This window comes from Curtobacterium sp. ER1/6 (genome assembly GCF_001742745.1).
GTDB lineage: Bacteria > Actinomycetota > Actinomycetes > Actinomycetales > Microbacteriaceae > Curtobacterium > Curtobacterium citri.
The window spans coordinates 260,219-279,411 of record NZ_MJAK01000003.1; the positions used below are offsets into that span (position 1 = coordinate 260,219).

General features: G+C 72.4%; 12 protein-coding genes. 8 read left to right on the forward strand and 4 right to left on the reverse strand.

The window, feature by feature from the left end:
• Positions 1 to 215 precede the first annotated feature (215 nt).
• From dnaK to Cus16_RS07505, 5 genes are all read left to right on the forward strand, one after another.
• The gene (dnaK, locus tag Cus16_RS07485; RefSeq protein WP_069712020.1) at positions 216 to 2,087 is read left to right on the forward strand and encodes a molecular chaperone DnaK; all 1,872 of its coding nucleotides are present in this window, start codon (positions 216 to 218) and stop codon (positions 2,085 to 2,087) included.
• Between the two features lie 2 nt (positions 2,088 to 2,089).
• Positions 2,090 to 2,737, forward strand: a complete 648-nt coding sequence (locus Cus16_RS07490) for a nucleotide exchange factor GrpE (RefSeq protein WP_141718865.1) — start codon at positions 2,090 to 2,092, stop codon at positions 2,735 to 2,737.
• Positions 2,738 to 2,760: 23 nt separating this feature from the next.
• Positions 2,761 to 3,762, forward strand: a complete 1,002-nt coding sequence (locus Cus16_RS07495) for a DnaJ C-terminal domain-containing protein (protein WP_069712021.1) — start codon at positions 2,761 to 2,763, stop codon at positions 3,760 to 3,762.
• A 125-nt stretch (positions 3,763 to 3,887) separates the two neighbouring features.
• Positions 3,888 to 4,298, forward strand: coding sequence for a heat shock protein transcriptional repressor HspR (locus tag Cus16_RS07500; RefSeq protein WP_069712070.1), 411 nt, complete (start codon positions 3,888 to 3,890; stop codon positions 4,296 to 4,298).
• Between the two features lie 70 nt (positions 4,299 to 4,368).
• Entirely contained in the window at positions 4,369 to 6,075 is a 1,707-nt protein-coding gene (locus Cus16_RS07505) for a hypothetical protein (RefSeq protein ID WP_069712022.1), read from the forward strand.
• 255 nt (positions 6,076 to 6,330) lie between these two features.
• Here the strand turns inward: Cus16_RS07505 and Cus16_RS07510 are convergent, their stop codons facing one another.
• Positions 6,331 to 6,987: a GntR family transcriptional regulator gene (locus tag Cus16_RS07510; protein WP_189319553.1), complete on the reverse strand. Its 657-nt coding sequence runs from the start codon at positions 6,985 to 6,987 to the stop codon at positions 6,331 to 6,333.
• Between the two features lie 146 nt (positions 6,988 to 7,133).
• On the opposite strand from Cus16_RS07510, the gene Cus16_RS07515 reads away from it, so the two are divergent.
• Entirely contained in the window at positions 7,134 to 8,282 is a 1,149-nt protein-coding gene (locus Cus16_RS07515; protein WP_069712024.1) for a class I SAM-dependent methyltransferase, read from the forward strand.
• A gap of 57 nt (positions 8,283 to 8,339) precedes the next feature.
• On the opposite strand, the gene Cus16_RS07520 is transcribed toward Cus16_RS07515, so the two are convergent.
• Both Cus16_RS07520 and Cus16_RS07525 read right to left on the reverse strand, forming a co-directional pair.
• Positions 8,340 to 10,307 (reverse strand): hypothetical protein, encoded by a 1,968-nt coding sequence (locus Cus16_RS07520; RefSeq protein WP_069712025.1) that lies wholly within the window; start codon positions 10,305 to 10,307, stop codon positions 8,340 to 8,342.
• A 194-nt stretch (positions 10,308 to 10,501) separates the two neighbouring features.
• Positions 10,502 to 11,332 (reverse strand): aldo/keto reductase, encoded by an 831-nt coding sequence (locus Cus16_RS07525; protein ID WP_069712026.1) that lies wholly within the window; start codon positions 11,330 to 11,332, stop codon positions 10,502 to 10,504.
• A gap of 307 nt (positions 11,333 to 11,639) precedes the next feature.
• Here Cus16_RS07525 and Cus16_RS16630 point away from each other — a divergent pair, with 307 nt between their 5' ends.
• Positions 11,640 to 15,659 (forward strand): hypothetical protein, encoded by a 4,020-nt coding sequence (locus tag Cus16_RS16630; RefSeq protein ID WP_189319554.1) that lies wholly within the window; start codon positions 11,640 to 11,642, stop codon positions 15,657 to 15,659.
• A gap of 53 nt (positions 15,660 to 15,712) precedes the next feature.
• Here the strand turns inward: Cus16_RS16630 and Cus16_RS07535 are convergent, their stop codons facing one another.
• Positions 15,713 to 16,111, reverse strand: coding sequence for a pilus assembly protein CpaE (locus tag Cus16_RS07535; RefSeq protein WP_069712028.1), 399 nt, complete (start codon positions 16,109 to 16,111; stop codon positions 15,713 to 15,715).
• A 279-nt stretch (positions 16,112 to 16,390) separates the two neighbouring features.
• Here Cus16_RS07535 and Cus16_RS07540 point away from each other — a divergent pair, with 279 nt between their 5' ends.
• Positions 16,391 to 19,150 carry a glycoside hydrolase family 2 protein gene (locus Cus16_RS07540; protein WP_069712029.1) on the forward strand — a complete coding sequence of 920 codons (2,760 nt, stop codon included), beginning with the start codon at positions 16,391 to 16,393 and terminating at the stop codon, positions 19,148 to 19,150.
• Positions 19,151 to 19,193: the final 43 nt, after the last annotated feature.

Here is a 19,193-nt window from a genome sequence, read left to right on the forward strand (position 1 = left end):
TTCTTGTCAGACCGCTTAGGCGGTGAATGCATATACAGAATATCACCTCCCCAGCGTGCGGCAGTCGGGCTCGAAGGGCGGTAGGCGCTCCGCGCAGACTTGCGCTGGATCGACGCAACTTGCTGTCGCACCCCTTGACGCAGCCTGCGGCCCGGGTAGACTTGAGCCAATCGGACGCAAGTCCAACAACCTGCCCCTACGCGAGGAGTCAACACATGGGACGTGCAGTAGGCATCGACCTCGGAACCACCAACTCGGTCGTCAGCGTGCTCGAGGGCGGCGAACCCACCGTCATCGCGAACGCCGAGGGCCTCCGCACCACGCCGTCGATCGTCGCCTTCACGAAGGACGGCGAGGTCCTGGTCGGCGAGACCGCGAAGCGCCAGGCCGTCACGAACGTCGACCGCACCATCGCGAGCGTCAAGCGCCACATCGGTACCGACTGGAAGGTCGACATCGACGGCAAGAGCTACACGCCGCAGGAGATCTCGGCCCGCACCCTCGGCAAGCTCAAGCGCGACGCCGAGCAGTACCTCGGCGAGGACGTCACGGACGCGGTCATCACCGTCCCGGCGTACTTCAACGACGCCGAGCGCCAGGCCACGAAGGACGCCGGTGAGATCGCCGGACTCAACGTCCTCCGCATCATCAACGAGCCGACCGCCGCGGCGCTCGCCTACGGCCTCGACAAGGGCAAGGAAGACGAGCTCATCCTGGTCTTCGACCTCGGTGGCGGCACGTTCGACGTCTCCCTGCTCGAGGTGGGCAAGGACGACGACTTCTCCACGATCCAGGTCCGCGCGACCTCCGGCGACAACCGCCTCGGTGGCGACGACTGGGACCAGCGCATCGTCGACCACCTGGTCAAGAAGTTCAAGAGCGAGCACGGCGTCGACCTGTCGACCGACAAGATCGCGAAGCAGCGCCTGAAGGAAGCGGCGGAGCAGGCCAAGAAGGAGCTCTCGTCGCAGATGTCGGCGAACATCCAGCTCCCGTACCTGACGCTCACCGCCGACGGCCCCCTCAACCTCGACGAGACCATCTCGCGCGCGCAGTTCGAGCAGATGACCTCCGACCTGCTCGACCGCACGAAGAAGCCCTTCAACGACGTCATCAAGGAGGCCGGTGTCAGCGTCAACGACATCGCGCACGTGGTGCTCGTCGGCGGCTCGACCCGCATGCCCGCCGTGGCCGAGGTTGTCAAGAGCCTGACCGGCGGCAAGCAGCCGAACCAGGGCGTCAACCCGGACGAGGTCGTCGCCGTCGGCGCCGCACTGCAGGCCGGTGTGCTGAAGGGCGAGCGCAAGGACGTCCTGCTCATCGACGTCACGCCGCTGTCGCTCGGCATCGAGACCAAGGGCGGGCTGATGACGAAGCTCATCGACCGCAACACCGCGATCCCGACCAAGCGGAGCGAGACCTTCACGACCGCCGACGACAACCAGCCGTCCGTCGCGATCCAGGTCTTCCAGGGTGAGCGCGAGTTCACCCGAGACAACAAGCCGCTCGGCACCTTCGAGCTCACCGGCATCGCGCCGGCCCCGCGTGGCGTCCCGCAGGTCGAGGTCACGTTCGACATCGACGCCAACGGCATCGTGCACGTGTCCGCGAAGGACAAGGGCACCGGCAAGGAGCAGTCGATGGTCATCTCCGGCGGCTCGTCGCTGCCGAAGGAGGACATCGAGCGCATGGTCCGCGAGGCCGAGGAGCACGCCGCCGAGGACAAGGCCCGCCGCGAGGCGAACGAGCGTCGCAACCAGGCCGAGCAGCTCGTCTACTCGATCGAGAAGCTCATCAAGGAGAACGACGAGAAGCTCCCCGCGGACGTCAAGTCCGAGGTGCAGGGCGACGTCGACGCCCTCAAGTCCGCGCTCGCGGGTGACGACGACGAGGCCGTGAAGAGCGCCTTCGACAAGCTCAACGAGTCGCAGGGCAAGCTCGGCCAGGCCATCTACAGCCAGCAGGACGCGGGTGCCGCGGCCGGTGGCGAGCAGGCCGCCGGTGACCAGGGCCAGCAGCAGGCGGACGACGAGGACATCGTCGACGCCGAGGTCGTGGACGACGAGGACGACAAGGACAAGAAGTAACGATGACGGATCCCAAGGAGAACGTGCCCGAGGACGGCGAGCCCCAGGTCGAGGGCGACGCCACCAACGCGCAGGAGCCCGAGGACCTCGTCGAGGCGGAGGGGCCGGACGTCGAAGTACCGACGGACGCCCCCGCCGCCGGCGGGCCGGACAACGACCTGTCGCCGGAGGACCAGGCCCTGCTCGACGACGCGGCCCGGGGCATCGAGGAGGACAAGCTCTCCCAGTCCGACCGCGACCTCGTCGCCGACATGCGCACGGACATGCTCCGGGCGCAGGCGGAGCTCGTGAACTTCCGGAAGCGCGTCGAGCGCGACCGGGAGGCGAACCGCGACGCCGTCATCGCCGAGGTCGTCCGCGCCCTGCTGCCGGCCCTCGACGACCTCACCCGCGCCGAGGCGCACGGTGACCTGACCGAGGGCCCGATGCAGGTCATCGGCCAGAAGATCCGCGGCGGCTTCGAGAAGTTCAAGCTGGTGCAGATCGGCGAGAAGGGCGAGCCCTTCGACCCGAACGTGCACGAGGCGATCGTGCAGCTGCCGACGCCGGGTGCGACGGACCAGACCGTCGCGGACGTCGTGGAGCCGGGCTACAAGCTCGGCGACCGCGTGCTCCGTGCGGCCAAGGTCGCCGTCGCAGTCCCGGCCTGACACCCGGGAGGAGGTAGGGATTCATGGCCAGTCAGGACTGGTTCGACAAGGACTTCTACAAGGTCCTCGGCGTCGACAAGACGGCGAGCGACGCTGAGCTGAAGAAGACCTACCGGAAGCTCGCCCGGCAGTACCACCCGGACTCCAACCCGGGTGACGCTGCGGCCGAGTCCCGCTTCAAGGAGATCAGCGAGGCCTACTCGGTGCTCTCCGACAAGGAGCAGCGCGCCGAGTACGACCAGGTCCGCGCCATGGGCTCGGGCGCCCGCTTCACCGCGGGCGGCCCGGGCGCCCAGGGCGGCTTCGAGGACGTCTTCGGTGGCGTGTTCGGGCAGCAGGGCGGTGGCGGGCAGCGCGTCCGCTTCGGCCAGGGCGGCGGCGGTGCCGGCGGCTTCGAGGACATCCTCGGCGGCATGTTCGGTGGCGGCGGCTTCGGGCAGAACTCCGGCGGCTTCCGCGGCTTCGGTGGTCCGACCAAGGGCCGGGACGTCACGGCGTCGACGACGCTCGACTTCACCACCGCGATCGCCGGCGACACCGTCAAGCTCTCGCAGGGCAACGGCCGGCCGGTCAACGTCCGCATCCCCGCGGGCGTCGCCGACGGACAGAAGATCCGCCTGCGCGGGCGCGGCGAGCCGAGCCCGGACGGGGGAGAGGCCGGCGACCTGGTCGTCAGCGTCGCCGTCCGGAAGCACCCGGTGTTCGAGCGCGACGGGCAGCACCTGCGCGTGGACGTCCCCGTGACGTTCATCGAGGCAGCGCTCGGCGCCACGATCCAGGTGCCGACGCTCGGCGGCGAGCCCGTCAAGCTCAAGGTCGCCCCCGGCACGCCGTCGGGTCGTGTCCTCCGCGTCAAGGGACGCGGGGTCACGACGAAGAGCGGCACCGGCGACCTCCTCGCGACCGTGCAGGTCGCGGTGCCGTCGCACCTGTCGGACAAGCAGCGCGAGGCCGTCGAGGCCCTCCGCGCCGCACTGCCCGACGAGGACCCCCGCGAGGACCTCCTCGCCAAGGCGCGCAGCTAGCGCTGCGCAACCACAGCAAGCAACCGGTCTGGAGGCTCGGTGCGGCTCCGTCAGGAACCGTCACCGGGCCTCCAGACTGGTTTCCGGACCACGCGGACGACGGAAAGGAACGAACCATGACCGACATGGACGAGAACTCGCCCGTCTTCGCGATCGCGGTGGCGGCGGAGCTCGCGGAGATGCACCCGCAGACGCTGCGGCAGTACGACCGGCTCGGCCTGGTCGTGCCGGGCCGCACGCGCGGCGGTTCCCGCCGCTACTCCATGCGCGACGTCGCGCAGCTGCGCGAGATCGCGCGGCTCGGTTCCGAGGGGGTGTCGTTGGAGGGGATCCGGCGGGTGCTCGACCTCGAGAACGAGAACCAGCTGCTGCGCGACCGGGTCCGCGAGCTCGAGCGGGCGCTGGCCGACCAGCTCATCGCGCGCCCGGGCGCTCGCGTCTTCGCGGCGACGACGACCGGCGGTGCCGTGCCGTTGCGGGCCGGCATGCGCCCCCAGCGGAACACTGCGGTGGTGCTCTACCGACCGCAGCGCTGAAACACGGTATTCCACCTTCTGGTTCAGTGGAGGTGTCCGATCCGGACCCCACCGACCACCAGGAGGACCCTTGCGAACACCGTCCCTGCGGCGTCTGGCCGCGATCACCTGCGCCGTACTCGCCCTCGTACTCGTCAGCCCTGCCACGGGCGCGTCGGCGGCGCCCGACGCGTCGTCCGAGCAGCTGTTCGACGCCGCGACCGGCGCCCGGGCGTCGGCGGATCACCACGTGCAGCCGCGTGAGTTCGCGTTCGCACAGACGCCGTCCGGCGTGAGCGTCCGGCCCGCGGCCTCGGGCTACTACGTCTACGCCAAGCCGCAGTGCACCGGGGCGTGCTGGAACGTCAAGAGCCTGATCGACCGTGACGGCGAGCGCATCGCGAACCGGGTCGACACGACGGGCGGGTACTTCGTGCCGTGGCCGTCGTCGTGGGCGGAGGGCGAGACCCGGGATGCCGGGACCGTGTACAGCTCGGTGTACGACGGCTTCTTCTGGTACTGGAACTCGAACAAGGGTGCCCGGCTCGGCACCGTGACCCGGCCGTACGAGACCGCTCCGCTGCGGATCAACTCGACGACCAAGGACGACGCGGCCCGCACCATGACCGTCGCCGGTCAGGCGACGAAGCACGCCTCCATCCGGCTCGCGGGTGGTGGTGAGCTGACGAGGGCGGACGGCAACGGGCTCTGGGCGGCGACGATCGGCGGCCTGTCGCTCGGATCGAACACGCGGACGATCCAGCAGTACGTCGGTGACCAGTTCGTGGACGAGCAGCGCGCGACGGTGACGATCGTCGACCCGGTCAAGACGGACCAGATCGTCGGGGAGACGGGTACGGCCGAGCTCACGCGGGGTGGGACGTCGGACGTCTCCGTGACCTACACGGCCAAGTCCGCGTTCACGACGCCGAACGGCCGGCTGACGGTGCAGGCGCCGGCGGGGACGACGTTGGCACCCGGGCAGGACCAGCAGCGCGGCGAGTACCGCGACGGCGACACGTGGCGCCGCTTCGGCGGGAACTCGATCGTCGGTGGCGAGCGCTCCACCGACGGGACCCGGTACGAGTACCAGCTGGGGAGCCGCAACTGGGACGTTGCGGCGGGTCAGCAGTTCCGGTTCACCTTCCGGGTCGAGACGCCGGCGGACGTCGCCACCACCTCGGGTGCGATGACCGGCACGCTCGCCGGGGGCTTCACGAACGCGACCTTCGACACGACGGCGCGCACCACGACGACCGTGGTCGGCAGGCCGTTCGCCGCCGCCGTGCACTTCCCGGAGGACGTCGCCCAGCGTGCGACGCTCTCGGGGACGGGGCAGGCGGGATCCACCGTCTCGATCGGCGGAGCGTGGTTCGTGCCCCAGCCGGTGACGGTGGCGTCCGACGGCACGTGGTCGGCGGCGATCCCTGCGCCGGACGCGTCGGGGGCGAAGACCCTGACGGTCACGCAGACGACCGCGGGACAGCCGACCGGTTCGGTCGAGGTCCCGGTGGACTACGGCAACGGTGTGCGCATCTCCTCGCCCGCCGACGGGTTCCAGATCACCCCGATCTGGGACACGGTCCGGGTCAGCGGCACGGCGGAGCCCGGTGCGCGGGTCAGCCTCGGTGAGGGCGGCGACGCGGACCGGTACGGGACGGTGACCGCCGACGCGGACGGCAGGTGGGCGATCACGACGACACCGCTCACCATCGAGGAGCACCGGCTCGTCGCCACCGCGCTCTCGAAGGGCGCGAACACGACGACCGACCGGGTGCTCGTCGTGGCGGCGTCCTGATCGAGGACCCGGCCGTCGACACGGGCCCGGGAGCGCACCGAGCGGTGCGTTCCCGGGCCCGTCCTCGTCCGCGCCCCCATCGCCCGGCCCGGGGAGGGTGAGCGTCAGGGCTCCGGGTCCGAACGGACGTCGTCGAGGGTGGCATCGACCACCGGGCACCGGCGCGGTGCCGGTCGTTCGTCCTCGGGCAGGCAGCGCGCCGTCCGGCGGGACCGCACGTCGGCGATCAGGGCTCGGAGGCAGTCACCGCACACGTCAGACCCGTCCGCGGTCGGGGTCCTGCAGCAGGTGCACCGTCCAGGTCGCCCGTTCCGCCAGACGCCCGTCGCGGCAGTCGATGGCGACCCGCAGCGCCACGAGCCCGTTGCGGATGTGCTCCCACGGCAGCGCGGTGCGGATGTCGTCGTGCCGGAGGCGGTACGTCAGGCCGTCGAGGGCGCCGCTCAGGGTCGAGGCCAGCAGCGGGTTGTCGCACGCTGTGATGAACGTCCGGTAGACCGGGGTGATCGCGTCGGCGCCCCACTGCCACGTGGGCATCGCCATGCAGTCGAGCACGAGGCCGACACGGCGGAAGAGCGCTGCGCGGTCTCGGTCCTCCATGTCGCCGATGGTGGTCCGCACGACGCCGCCGAAGAGCAGACCCAGCGCCTGCAGGGTCGGCACGAGCTCGTCACGACGGGGCACCGTGACGCGGGTGTACCGGTTCGGCCGGAACTCGACGAGTCCGAGGTGCCCGAGGTCCGACAGTGCTTCGCGGACAGGCGTCCGGGAGCACCGGAGCCGCAGGGCGAGCTGCTCGTCGTCGAGCAGGGTGCCCGGGGCGAGGACACCGCTCATGATCTCGGTACGCAGTCGTTCCCGTGCCTGGTCCCGCAGGCGGGGACGGAGGACGGCGTCTGGCGAAGCGAACATCGGCCCCTCTCGCTCGTCGTGCCGCTGGTCGTCCGTCCGGCGGTCTCCTCCGAGCGTACGACGCTGGGATACCAGTGACCCCGGTGATATACCGCCGGGTCCCGTCGGCGCGCGGGCGTGCGGGTGGCGCTGGGTACCCTGGGGCGGTGCCATTCGACTTCGCCGACCACTTCCGGCGCTCCCCGGCCAGCGAGGAGCCCGACCTCGTGGCCATCGACGGCACCGACCGCTTCCTGCTCGACGAAGCGCCGCACGTGCACGGCGATGCGCTCCGGCAGCCCGGCGAGGTCGCCGTCGTCGACGACCGGTACGGGGTGCTCACCCTCGGGGCGATGACGGTGCACGGAGCCTCGGGCGTCCGGGTCGTCCAGGACTCACTGGTGGGCGTGCGCGCACTCCAGGCCAACGCCGGGACGTTCGGGCGGAGCGGCTTCGTGCTCACCGAGACGCTCGAGCAGGCGTTCCGCGACGTCCGCCTGGTGCTGCTGCGCCTGTCGAAGTCGAACGACCGGCTCGACGAGCTCGGCCGGGCGGTCGCCCGGTGGGCGGCACCCGACGTCGTGCTGCTCTGCGGCGGGGTCTCGAAGCACATGAACCTGTCGCAGAACGACGTGCTCCGCCGCTACTTCGGGGAGGTCACCGCCTCGCGGGGGCGGGGGAAGTCGCGGCTGCTCGTGGCGCAGGACCCCCTCCGCGCGACGGCGGTGCGCGCGGACGCCACCAACCCCTGGCCGCGCTCGGTGCACGTCGACGAGCTCGGGATGACGCTCGTCGCGCACGGCGGGGTGTTCGCGGGGACGTCGCTCGACCAGGGCACGCGCGTGCTGCTCGACGTGGTCGACGAGGCCGTGCCGTCGGCTCGGGTCGCCGTCGACCTCGGGTGCGGGAACGGGGTCATCGCGACCGCGCTGGCCCGCCGGCGCCCGTCCGTGCGGGTCGTCGCGACCGACGTGTCCGCGATCGCGGTCGCGTCGACGCGGGCGACGGCTGCGGCGAACGGCGTCGCCGACCGGGTCCGGGTCGTCCGGTCGGATGCGGGGGACGAGCTCGATGCCGGCTCGGCCGGGCTCGTGCTGTGCAACCCGCCCTTCCACGAGGGCACCACGGTGAGCACCGACGCGGCGGAGGCGATGTTCCGGAACGCGGCCACGATCCTCCAGACCGGTGGCGAACTGTGGTGCGTCTGGAACTCGCACCTGCGCTACCGGCCGGTGCTGGAGCGTCTGGTCGGGCCGACGCGGCAGGTGGTCCGGACCGACAAGTTCACGGTGACCGCGTCGCGACGCTCGGACTGAGGGACGGCACGAGGCCCCCGTCACCGTGGTGACGGGGGCCTCGTGCCGCGGTCAGCGTCAGATGTGCACGGACACCTGGGTCTGCTTGCCGCCGGAGACGAGGGTGATCACGTGGTCGCCCTTCGCCAGTCCGGAGACGGAGATGGTGCCCTCCCCGTCGTCCTTGATCGCGCCGGTGGCCAGCGTGCGGTCGCCCTCACGTGCCTGCAGGCCGCCGATGCCCCAGGGCAGGCCCCAGACGGTGATCTTCGCCGAGCCGAGCAGCGCGCTGGTGCTCGAGACCTCGGCCTCGAGCGCATCGGCGGCGTGGTCGCCGTTGCCGATCGTCAGCGTGCGCTCGACCTGCTCGCCGGCGATCGTGGCGGTCACCGTCACGGTCGTCGTGAGCTTCTTCGGGGCGGTGATGAGGGTGTTGCCGTAGTCGGTGTCGCCGAGCGTCACCTTCTTGGTCTCGCCGTTGGCGGAGACGGTGACCTCGGTGCCCTTCGGGCCGTGGACGCCGACGTCGACCTGGCGGTCGCTCACACGGAGCGCGTCGGCGCTGAAGGCGGTGTCGGACGCGCCGTCACCGGGCTCCTCGGTACCGCCGTCGCCGGGCTGGCCGCCCTCGTTGCCGTCGCCGGGCTGCTCGCCGCCGTTGCCGTCGCCGGGCTGCTCGCCGCCCTTGCCGTCGTCGTAGATCAGCGTGTACGGCTCGGTCTTCCAGTTGCCGTTCAGGTCCTGGTAGGACGCGGTCAGCTCGTTCACGCCGGGCTTCAGGTCCTCGGAGACGTCGAACACGAACTCGCCGCTCGCATCGGTCCGCGCGCCACCCATCGGGCGGTCGTTGTCGGCCGTCCGCAGCGAGACCGCGGAGTACGCGTGCGCCCCGGCCCCGGTGACCTCGGGCCGAGCCTCGGTCACGGTGCTGCCACTCGCCGGCGTCTGCACGGTGAAGTGGTCGACCGTCGGGACGTAGTGGATGAGGAGGTTCTCCGCCCAGCGCCACGTGCCGTCCGGACGCTCGTACGAGACGGAGATCCAGTTGTCACCGGGACGCAGGAAGCTGGCCTTCGTCGACCACTTCCCGTGCTCGTCGGCCGTCGCGATGCCGATCGCGAGGCCGCTCAGCGAACCGGTGTCGAGTCGGACACGGCCGTTCGGGCGAGCGGTGCCCTCGAACACCGGCTCCGCGGTGTGGACGGTGTCGCCGTCGTGCAGGTTCGTCACGGCCTCGACGGGCGACTGGCCCTCGCCGGGCTGCTCGCCGCCTCCGCCGGGCTGCTCGCCGCCCTCGCCGGGCTGCTCGCCACCGCCGGTCGCCGGCGTGACGTCGGTCCAGCTGCTGACGGCGAAGTGGTCGTGGTCGGGGGTGTCCGCCGGGATGTCGTCGTTCACCGCCCGGAGTGCGACCTGCTTCGCGGAGGCGCCACCGGGCACCCGGACCTCGAAGCGTCCGTCGTCGTCGGCGGCGCCGGACGCGACGACCTCCTTGCGGTCGAGGGACCCCTCGACGCGGATGCCTCGGTTGGCGTTCCCGTGCAGCACGAGGTCGTCGCCCTCGCGTTCGGTCGAGGTGACGACCGGGGCGGCGGCGTAGGCGTCGAGCAGCGCCTGGTCGGGCTCGCTGAAGTGTCCGTTCGACTTGAGGACCGCGGCCGTGACGACCTGGGGCCCGGACGGGATCGCGGCGAGGTCGCAGGAGTACAGGTGGGCGTTGTCGGCTGCGCTGCTGCCGCTGCAGAGCAGGCGACCGCGCTGATCGACGACCTTGAGGCGACCCTTCGTCACGGAGCTCGTGACGGTGATCGACGGGTGTGAACGGTCCGCTTCGAAGACGTCGAGGCCGTCGCGCTCGCTGTTGCTCGGAGCGCCCTGGATCTCGTAGAAGCCGGTGAAGCTGTCCGCGATCGGACGCTCGCCGGACGCGCCGGGGATGGCCGGCAGGTCCGTGTCGGCGTGGGCAGCGGTCGCCGCCACGAAGCCGGAGGACGTGAGGACGAGGCCGAGTGCCGCGCCGGCGGCGGCACGGGTGATCTTGCGCATGGGTTCCTTCCTGTCCGCGATCGGAGACGTCGCGGTCGAGGACCCATGTTGTATGTTGGATACCGAATCTATTTCGAGCGCGCGCATTACGCGTCCTCGTCCGGCGCGGCACCATACGACGGACGGGAGGCCCGTGGCTGCGCAGCCACGGGCCTCCCGACCGTCGTGTGGTCGCGTTCCGCGACCGTCGGCGCTCAGGCCGGGACGTAGTCGAACGTGTCGGGGTCCGGGCCGGTGCGGTGGCCCTTGTCGAGCGAGGTGATCGCCGTCATGTCGTCGTCCGAGAGCTCGAAGTCGAAGATCGCGAAGTTCTCCTCGACGCGCGAGCGCGTGACCGACTTCGGGAAGACGATGTCGCCGCGCTGGATGTGCCAGCGGAGGACGACCTGTGCCGGGGTCTTGCCCGTGGCGCCGGCGATGCGGGTGATGGTCTCGTCGTCGAGCACGAGGCCCTGGGCGATCGGCGACCACGCCTCGGTCGCGATGCCGTGCTCGGTGCCGTAGGCGCGGAGCTCGTCCTGCACGAGGTACGGGTGGACCTCGATCTGGTTGACGGCCGGGGTGATCGTCGTCTCGGCCGCGAGGCGGTTGAGGTGGTGCGCCTGGAAGTTGCTCACGCCGATCGAACGGGCGGTGCCGGCGTGGTAGAGCTCCTCCATCGCCTTCCAGGTGGGGACGAAGTCCGACACGGTCGGCAGCGGCCAGTGGATGAGGAAGAGGTCGGTGTACCCGCCGAGCAGGTCGGCCGACTTCTTGCCGTTCTCGGCGGCGAGCGCCGGGTCGTGGAAGCCGTTGTTGAGCTTCGACGTGACGAAGATCTCCTCGCGCGGGATGCCGGACGCCTCGATGGCCTCGCCGACCTCCTTCTCGTTGCCGTACATCTCGGCGGTGTCGATGTGGCGGTAGCCGACCTCGAGTGCGGTGAGGGTGGCGTCCTTCGTGTCCGAAGGGTCGATCTGGAAGACACCGAAGCCGAGCTGCGGGATGGTCTTGCCGTCGTTCAGGGTGATGTTCGGAACGGTCATGCCCCCATGCAACCAAAGCGCCCCCAGGGTGCTTCCCGGGAACGTCCAGGCGGACAGGTCGACGCCCACCCGGTACGAAGGAGTTGTGCATTTCACATACAAAAGATCACGACGAGGCGCCTGTCGCCGAACGGTGACCAGGACCATCGCGGCCGTCGGTGCGGTCGTGGCGGTCGTCTCGGGAGCGCTCCTGTCCCCCCAGGGCGCTCCCGCGGCTCCCCTCCCACCGGTCGCGTCCCGGGGCGACGTCCACGTCGTCCCGGGAGCGCAGCCGCGGGTGTTGTTCTCGGAGGACTTCGAGAACGGCATGAGCACCCGACCAGTGATGCTGAACCAGTTCGTCGGGCGGAACGGCGAGCACTACACGGCGGCGCCGCAGTGGATCGACGCCCAGCAGTGCAACGGCATCGTCACCAGCGCGCGCAGCACGGCGGTGAGCGCCTGCGGGCGGAACGCCGAGATCCGCGGACTCGCCTCGGTGCTCGGACAGGCCGGCGGGACGGACCCGGGCACGAACCACGCGGTGAGTGCCTGGACCGAGGACCGGAACGTCCCGGTGAACGCGGTGCAGGTCGAGCCGACAACCCCGACGCACGTCGGCGCGTCGGGGCGCTTCATCTCGTTCGGCGTCGTCGCCGCGGCCGGGTCGTGCGGCCCCGAGTGGGCGCACCCGAAGCTCGCGTTCAGCCTGGTCGACGGCACGACGGAGCGGAACGTGTCCGACCACGCGATCGACCCCTGCACGGAGCAGGGCAGTGCGACGTACTCGTTCGGCGGGCAGAGCTACCGGGCGGGCAGGTTCACGTCGAGCGGCGGGCTGCTCTTCAGCGGCGACACCGTGCAGTGGCGGCTCCGGAACCAGCAGGGTTCGTACAGCGGGAACGACGGTGCGATCGACGGTGTCACCGTGCTCGACTCCACCCCGGTGCTCGCCAACGCCTACGCCGGTGAGCCCTTCGTCGGGGACACCGCGCGCATGACCGCCCGTGTCGTCAACACCGCGGAGCGGGGATCAAAGCCGGGGTGGTCGTTCGCCGAGGACCTGCCGGAGGGACTGCACATCGCCCCCGACCCGAAGACGCAGACGACGTGCCAGGGCGCGACCGTCTCCGCCCCGGCGGGTGGCGACGCGCTCGCCGTGCGGAACGGCAGCCTCGCCCGCCTCGCCGCGGACTGCACGGTCTCCTTCGACGTCGTGGCGGACCGCGCGGGGACGTACACGATCACCCCGGACGACGTCACCGAGCACGTGGGTGTCGACCTGCCGGAGCCCGCGAGCGTCACCTTCCGCGCCGAGCGGAACGCCCTCGCGGTCACCGACCGGGCGGTCCTCACGGACGGGAACGACGACGACGTGGCCGACCTCGGCGAGCAGGTGGCCTTCGCGAGCACCGTCCGCAACGACGGCGACGTCCCGGTCCACGGCCTCGAGGTGACCGGGCGGAACGGCACGGTGACGTGCGGTGCCGACGAGCTCGCTCCGGGTGCCTCGACGTCCTGCACGTCACCGGCGCGGGCCGTGACGCAGTCGGACCTCGACGCGGGGCGGATCGACGACACGGTCGACGCGACCGCGGTCTCGCGTGGGGGAGCGACGGTGACCGGATCGGCCTCGGCGTCCGTCGACACGACCGAGTCCGCCCCGGCCGTCGAGGCCACCCTGCGGACCGTCGTCGACGACGGACCGCCGGGCGTCGGCGGTACCGTCGGACTCCGCCTGCGCGTGCGCAACAGCGGCACGGTGACGCTCCACGACCCGACGGCCACGATCGACGACCGCCCCGGTTTCCGGGTCGACTGCCCGGACGGGCCGCTCGCGCCGGGTGACGCGGTCGACTGTGCCGTCGACGGGCGGTACACCGTCATCCAGGAGGACGTCGACCGTGGCAGTGTCCCGTTCGCGGCGACCGTCGTGGCGAAGGACCCGCGGGACGGCGACGTCCGCGGGGTCGCACGGGCCGACCAGCCGACGGTCGCACCGGCCCCGGCCGTCGGGACGCGGGTGACGGCCGCCCTGCCCGACGGTGCGGCGTCCGCGCCGGGCACCGTCGCCGACGTGTCCGTGCGCGTCACGAACACCGGGAACGTCACCCTGACGGACCCGGCGAGCACCTTCACCCGTCCCGCGGGCATCACCGCGACGTGTCCGCCCGGCCCGCTGGCACCGGGTGCCTCCGTCGACTGTGCGACGTCGGGGTACCCCCTCACCCAGCAGGACGTCGACGCCGGCGCGGTCCGGTTCGACGTGCGGTCCACGGGCGTCGCACCGGACGGCACCACGGTCTCGGCGACGGACGCGACGACGCTCGCGGTCGCCCAGGAGGCGCGCATCACCACCACCCTGACCGCCGCGCGGGCGGACCAGGACCGGGCGCCCCGGGCCGGCGACCACGTGCGGCTCACGGCGGTCCTGACCAACGTCGGCAACGTCACCGTGCACGACCCGCGGCCGACCGGTGTCGAGGCGACGTGCCCGAAGGGGGCGCTGCCGCCGGGCAACGAGCACGCGTGCGCGGTCGAGGACCACGTCCTCACCCAGCGCGAGATCGACGAGGGGTCGGTGGGCTTCGCGCTGCACGTCGTCGCGACCGCTCCGGACGGCGGGTCCGTCGAGGCGGACGACCGTGCGGCCGTCCCGCTCGCCGCGGCGCCGTCGATCGCGGTGGGCGCGACGAGCGCCCTGGCACCGAGCGGTCACGAGGTGCCGTTCGCCGGGGACGACGCACAGCTCACGACGACGGTGGAGAACACCGGCAACGTCACCCTGCACGACGTCACCGCGGTCGTCCGTGGCCGAGGGGACACTCGCGTGCACTGCCCGGACGAGGACCTGGCGCCCGGCGACCGGACCACCTGCACCGTGGACCGCGTCGCGCTGACGCAGGCCGAGATCGACGCGGGCACCGTCCACTTCGACGTCGACGGCCGTGGCTCAGCGCCGTCGGACGCCGAGGTGACCGCGACCGCGCCGATCGACCTGCCCCTGCCGCGGGCGACGGCGATCACCGCGTCGGCATCGGCGGTCCTCGCCCCCGTCGACCACGCGCTGCCGCGCGCTGGCGACGGGACGGCGCTGACCCTGGTCGTCCGGAACACGGGCAACACCACGGTCCGGGACACCTCGGCGCACGTCGTCGACCGACCCGGCACCACGGTGCGCTGCCCCGCGGAACCGGTCGCGCCCGGAGACGAGGCCGCCTGCGAGGTCGACGGGTACCCGTTGACCCAGGACGACGTCGACGCCGGACGGGTCGACTTCGCCTTCGCCGTCACCGCGACCGGGACCGACGACCGGCAGGCCACCGCCTCGCCCACCGCCGGGGTGGACGTCGAGCGGCGCGCCCTGCTCGACGCGGAGCTGTCCGCGCACCTCGCGGCCTCGGAGCACGAGGTCCCGCGACCGGGTGACCTCGTGGAACTCGCCGCGACGCTCCGGAACACCGGGAACGTCACGCTGCGTGACCCGCACGCCGAGATGGTCGAGGTCGCCGACGGCGCGGTGGACTGCCCCGCGGACCCGCTCGCGCCGGGCGAGTCGATCGTGTGCACCGTCACGGACCACGTCCTGACGCAGGGCGAGATCGAGGAGGGTGTCGTCCCGTTCGTCCTCGTCGGCACCGGCACCGGGCCCGACGACCACGAGGCAACCGACCGCGACGAGGTGCGCGTGGGGCTGCTCGCGGCCAACCGGCTCGACCTGCGGATGTCCCCGGTGGTCCGCACCGGCTCGGGCACGGTCCGTGCGGCCGGCGCGCACGAGGTGTTCCACGTCGGGGACGTCGTCGCGGTCCGCGGCACGCTGCAGGACACCGGCAACCTCGAGGTGCACGGCATCCGCACCGGCGACGGGCAACCGGTGTCCTGTGCGGCGTCGACCCTGGCCCCGGGTGCGGAGACGACCTGCGAGGGGCGCTTCCACACGGTGACCGATGCCGACGTGCGCGCCGGTCACGTGCTGTTCCGCTCGCAGGCCCAGGGCCGGGTCACCCGTGCCGACGGCGCGACCGAGCAGGTCCGGGGGTCGGCGACGACCGGGCAGACCGAGGGGCACGGGGCGACACCGCTCGCCGCGACGGCTGACGGAGCCGAGCCGGGGGTCGACAGCCCGGCCTCGGTCGAGGCGCGGCCGGTCCGGGTTCTGTCGCAGGTCGTCCCGAACGAGGTGCCGGTCGAGGCCCGGCCCGGTGCGCTCGCGTTCACGGGGACCGAGGTCCTCCGGGCCGCGCTCCCCGCGGCCGCTGCCCTCCTGCTCGGTGGCGTCCTGCTCCTCGCCCGGTCACGGCGTCGCCGTCCGGTCGTCGACCGGGACGGGCCGGCCGAGGCCTGACGGACACGACGGATCCGCCCCGTCCGGCCACGCGGCCGGGCGGGGCGGACCGGTCACGCCAGGGCGTCGGTGACGTACTCCAGCAGTGCGGCGGCGTAGGCCTCGGCCGCGTCGTCGCTCCGGAACTCCCGGGCCGTCCCGCCGATCGTCGCCGTCACGACGAACCCGGCGGTCAGCGACACGAACGCCGGGCCGAGCAGGTCGCGCAGCTGGTCCTCGCGCGGGAGCCACAGCGACTCGGACGCCTCGACCGAGTCGAGCGCCCACTCGGTCGTCCCGTTGAAGCCGAGCACGGTGCCGCTCGGGTAGTCGTGCCGCTCCACCGTCATCTCGGAGACGGTGTAGACGTCGTCGTCGACCCCGGGCTTGTCGATGACGAAGCGGTCGCCGGTCGCCGGGTGCCAGCGGAGTCCGGCGTCGCGGAGCGACCGGGCGAGTTCGACGGTGATCACGGCACCACCCTGCCACGCACCGACGGTGCGCGTCGCGCGGACCCGGGCGGCGGCGTAGGTGTCGGCAAGGTCGCCGTACTAGCATCGCCGAGCACCCCCGCGCGCGGCGAGCAGTCGTCCGCGCGCGCGGACGCGACGATGCCCGGGCGACCGGTGCCGCGCCTCCCGGCCGCTGCCGCGACCACGGGCACGAGCGCCGGCCGGCGTCCCGGTCCGGGTCGGCGACCAGCCGGTCCGGGTCCCGTCCGCCCCACCCCGTCCGCCCAGCAAAGGACCCGCATGACCCTCGAGCGCGAGGAACTCCGCGACGACTGGACCGTGGCGATCGCCGGCGACCAGGTGCCGGCCGGAGCGCCGGCCGGGATCGCGGGTCGCACGATCCCCGCCACGGTGCCGGGGCAGGTGCACACGGACCTCGAACGCGAGGGACTCGTCGCGGACCCGACCTTCGACCGCAACGAGGACGGCGCGAAGTGGGTCGGACGGGCCGACTGGGTCTACCGGCGAAGCGTGGACGTCGCACCGCGGGGCCACGAGCGCGTCGACCTCGTCTGCGAGGGCCTGGACACCGTCGCGGAGCTGAGCCTCGACGGCGTGGTCGTCGGCACCACCCGGAACATGCACCGGCGGTACCGGTTCGACCTCAACGACGTGCCGGGTGCCACGGGCGACCGCGAGCTCGAGCTGCTCTTCGAGTCGCCGTACCGCGAGGCCGGCCGTGTCGCCGCCCGCGCCGGGTCCATGCCCGGGCCGTACGACGAGCCGTTCCCCTACGTCCGCAAGCAGGCGTCGAACTTCGGCTGGGACTGGGGACTCACCGCGGTGACGAGCGGACCGTGGCGTCCCGTCGCGATCGAGCGCTGGTCGACGGCCCGCCTCGCCGAGGTGAAGCCGCTGGTCGACGTCGAGGCCGGCGAGGGCGTCCTCGACGCCCACGTCCGCGTCGAGCGCTCCGGGATGAACGACCTCGACCAGGACGGCGAGGACGACGACCTCGTGCTCGTCGTCACGGTCGCCGGCCCCACGGCCGACGGCGGGACGACCCGGCAGCGTTCGCGGGCACAGCTGACGCCGAAGGACGACGAGACGGTCGTCACGGTGCGCGTGCCCGAGGTGCGGCGCTGGTGGCCGCGCGGCTACGGGGAGCAGCCCCGGTACGACGTGACCGTCGAGCTGCAGACCGTCGACGGCGAGGTCCTCGACCGTCGGACGGCGAGGACGGGCTTCCGCTCGGCCCGCATCGACACCGCCGACGACGCCGTCGGCAAGCCCTTCACCGTCGTGGTGAACGGCACCGTGATCGACGTGCGCGGGGTGAACTGGATCCCCGACGACGTCATCGTGTCCCGGGTCGACCGGCAGCGGGTGGCCGACCGGCTCCGGGTCGCCGCGGACCTCGGCGTGAACCTCGTCCGGGTCTGGGGCGGTGGCGTCTACGAGTCCGACGACTTCTACGACGTGTGCGACGAGGCCGGCCTGCTCGTCTGGCAGGACTTCGCCTTCGCGTGCGCGGCCTACCCCGAGATCGAGCCGATCCGCAGCGAGGTCGTCGCCGAGGCCCGCGACAACGTCGCACGCCTGGCCGGCCACCCGTCGCTCGTGGTCTGGAACGGCAACAACGAGAACATCTGGCTGCACGACGCGGACGGCTGGGCCGACGAGCTCGGCGACCGCGGCTGGGGCCTCGACTACTACCTCGACCTGCTCCCGACGATCGTCGACGCCGTCGACCCGTCGCGCTTCTACACGGTCGCGTCGCCCTGGTCGGGTTCCGAGAACCTGCCCGCCAACGACGTCGACCACGAGACGCACCACTCGTGGGACGTCTGGAACCGCCTCTCCGACGACCACTACCGCGACTCGGTGCCGCGCTTCGTCTCGGAGTTCGGCTGGCAGGCGCCGCCCGCCTGGCGCACCCTGCGCGAGGCCGTGACGGACGAGCCGCTGCGCGTGGACTCGCCCGGCGTCGTGCACCACCAGAAGGCCGACGACGGCATGGGCAAGCTCGCCCGCGGGATCGCGCCGCGGTTCGGCACGGTGGACCCGGCGGACCTCGACCGCTGGCACTACCTGACGCAGCTCCAGCAGACGCGCGCGATCGCGACCGCCGTCGAGCACTGGCGGACGCACTGGCCGCGCAACACGGGCGTGGTCGTCTGGCAGCTCAACGACCTGTGGCCGGTGGCGTCGTGGTCGGCGGTCGACTCCGCGGGGCGGCTCAAGCCGCTCGCGCACGAGCTGCGTCGGCTGTACGACGACGTCCTGCTGGCGATCCGTCCCGTCGCGCGTGCGGCCACCGACGACGGTGCGGCCAGCGACGACGGTGCGGCACCGACGTCGTCCGACGACCGGTCGGGAGGCGCGGACCGCGACGGTACGTCGGCTCCCGCCGACGGGGCGGCCGGGACCGCACCCGCCGGCGCCGCGGACGGGACCACCGAGCCCGGCGGCCTGGTGGACACCCTGTCGCTGGGGGTGTCGCCGGGGTCCTTCGGCGGTTCGCCCGTCGAGGTCGCCGTCCGCTCCGCGCGTGCCGGGCGCGACAGCGTGGTCCGGATCCGTCGCATGCACGTCTCGGGCACGATCCTCGCCGAGGTGACGCTGCCCGTCCGGCTGTCCGAGGCCGGCGTCGCCGTCGTCCCGCTGCCGGAGTCCGTCGGCGTCGTCGACGACCCGACCCGCGAGCTCGTGGTCGCGGACATGGACTGGCGCCGTGCGGTCTGGACCGCGGCGCCGGACCAGGACGTGCGCTGGGAGCCGGCGCGGTACCGCACGACGGTGTCACCGGCTGCAGACGGCGACGGTCACGACCTGGTCGTCGAGGCGGCGTCGCTCGTGCGGGACCTGCTCGTGCAGCCCGACCGCGTGGCGCCGACCGGCACGGTGGACCGCGGGTTCATGACGCTGCTGCCGGGTGAGCGCGTCGGCTTCCGGGTCCGTGGGCTGTCCGACGCGGAGGCCGCGCGCCTGGTCGAGGGGCCGGTGCTGTGGTCGCTCGCGGACGTCCTCCACACGGTGGAAGATCGCACACCGTACTGATATACTGGCCGGGTCCGGTGCTCCCGGGCCCGGCACGGAACCC

What these genes read in the sequence shown, in the direction of transcription:
- Cus16_RS07525 (WP_069712026.1), bottom strand. Translation starts at nt 11,332, where the DNA reads ATGACCGTTCCGAACATCACCCTGAACGACGGCAAGACCATCCCGCAG.
- Cus16_RS07500 (WP_069712070.1), top strand. Translation starts at nt 3,888, where the DNA reads ATGGACGAGAACTCGCCCGTCTTCGCGATCGCGGTGGCGGCGGAGCTC.
- dnaK (WP_069712020.1), top strand. Translation starts at nt 216, where the DNA reads ATGGGACGTGCAGTAGGCATCGACCTCGGAACCACCAACTCGGTCGTC.
- Cus16_RS07495 (WP_069712021.1), top strand. Translation starts at nt 2,761, where the DNA reads ATGGCCAGTCAGGACTGGTTCGACAAGGACTTCTACAAGGTCCTCGGC.
- Cus16_RS16630 (WP_189319554.1), top strand. Translation starts at nt 11,640, where the DNA reads ATGAGCACCCGACCAGTGATGCTGAACCAGTTCGTCGGGCGGAACGGC.
- Cus16_RS07510 (WP_189319553.1), bottom strand. Translation starts at nt 6,987, where the DNA reads ATGTTCGCTTCGCCAGACGCCGTCCTCCGTCCCCGCCTGCGGGACCAG.
- Cus16_RS07490 (WP_141718865.1), top strand. Translation starts at nt 2,090, where the DNA reads ATGACGGATCCCAAGGAGAACGTGCCCGAGGACGGCGAGCCCCAGGTC.
- Cus16_RS07540 (WP_069712029.1), top strand. Translation starts at nt 16,391, where the DNA reads ATGACCCTCGAGCGCGAGGAACTCCGCGACGACTGGACCGTGGCGATC.
- Cus16_RS07520 (WP_069712025.1), bottom strand. Translation starts at nt 10,307, where the DNA reads ATGCGCAAGATCACCCGTGCCGCCGCCGGCGCGGCACTCGGCCTCGTC.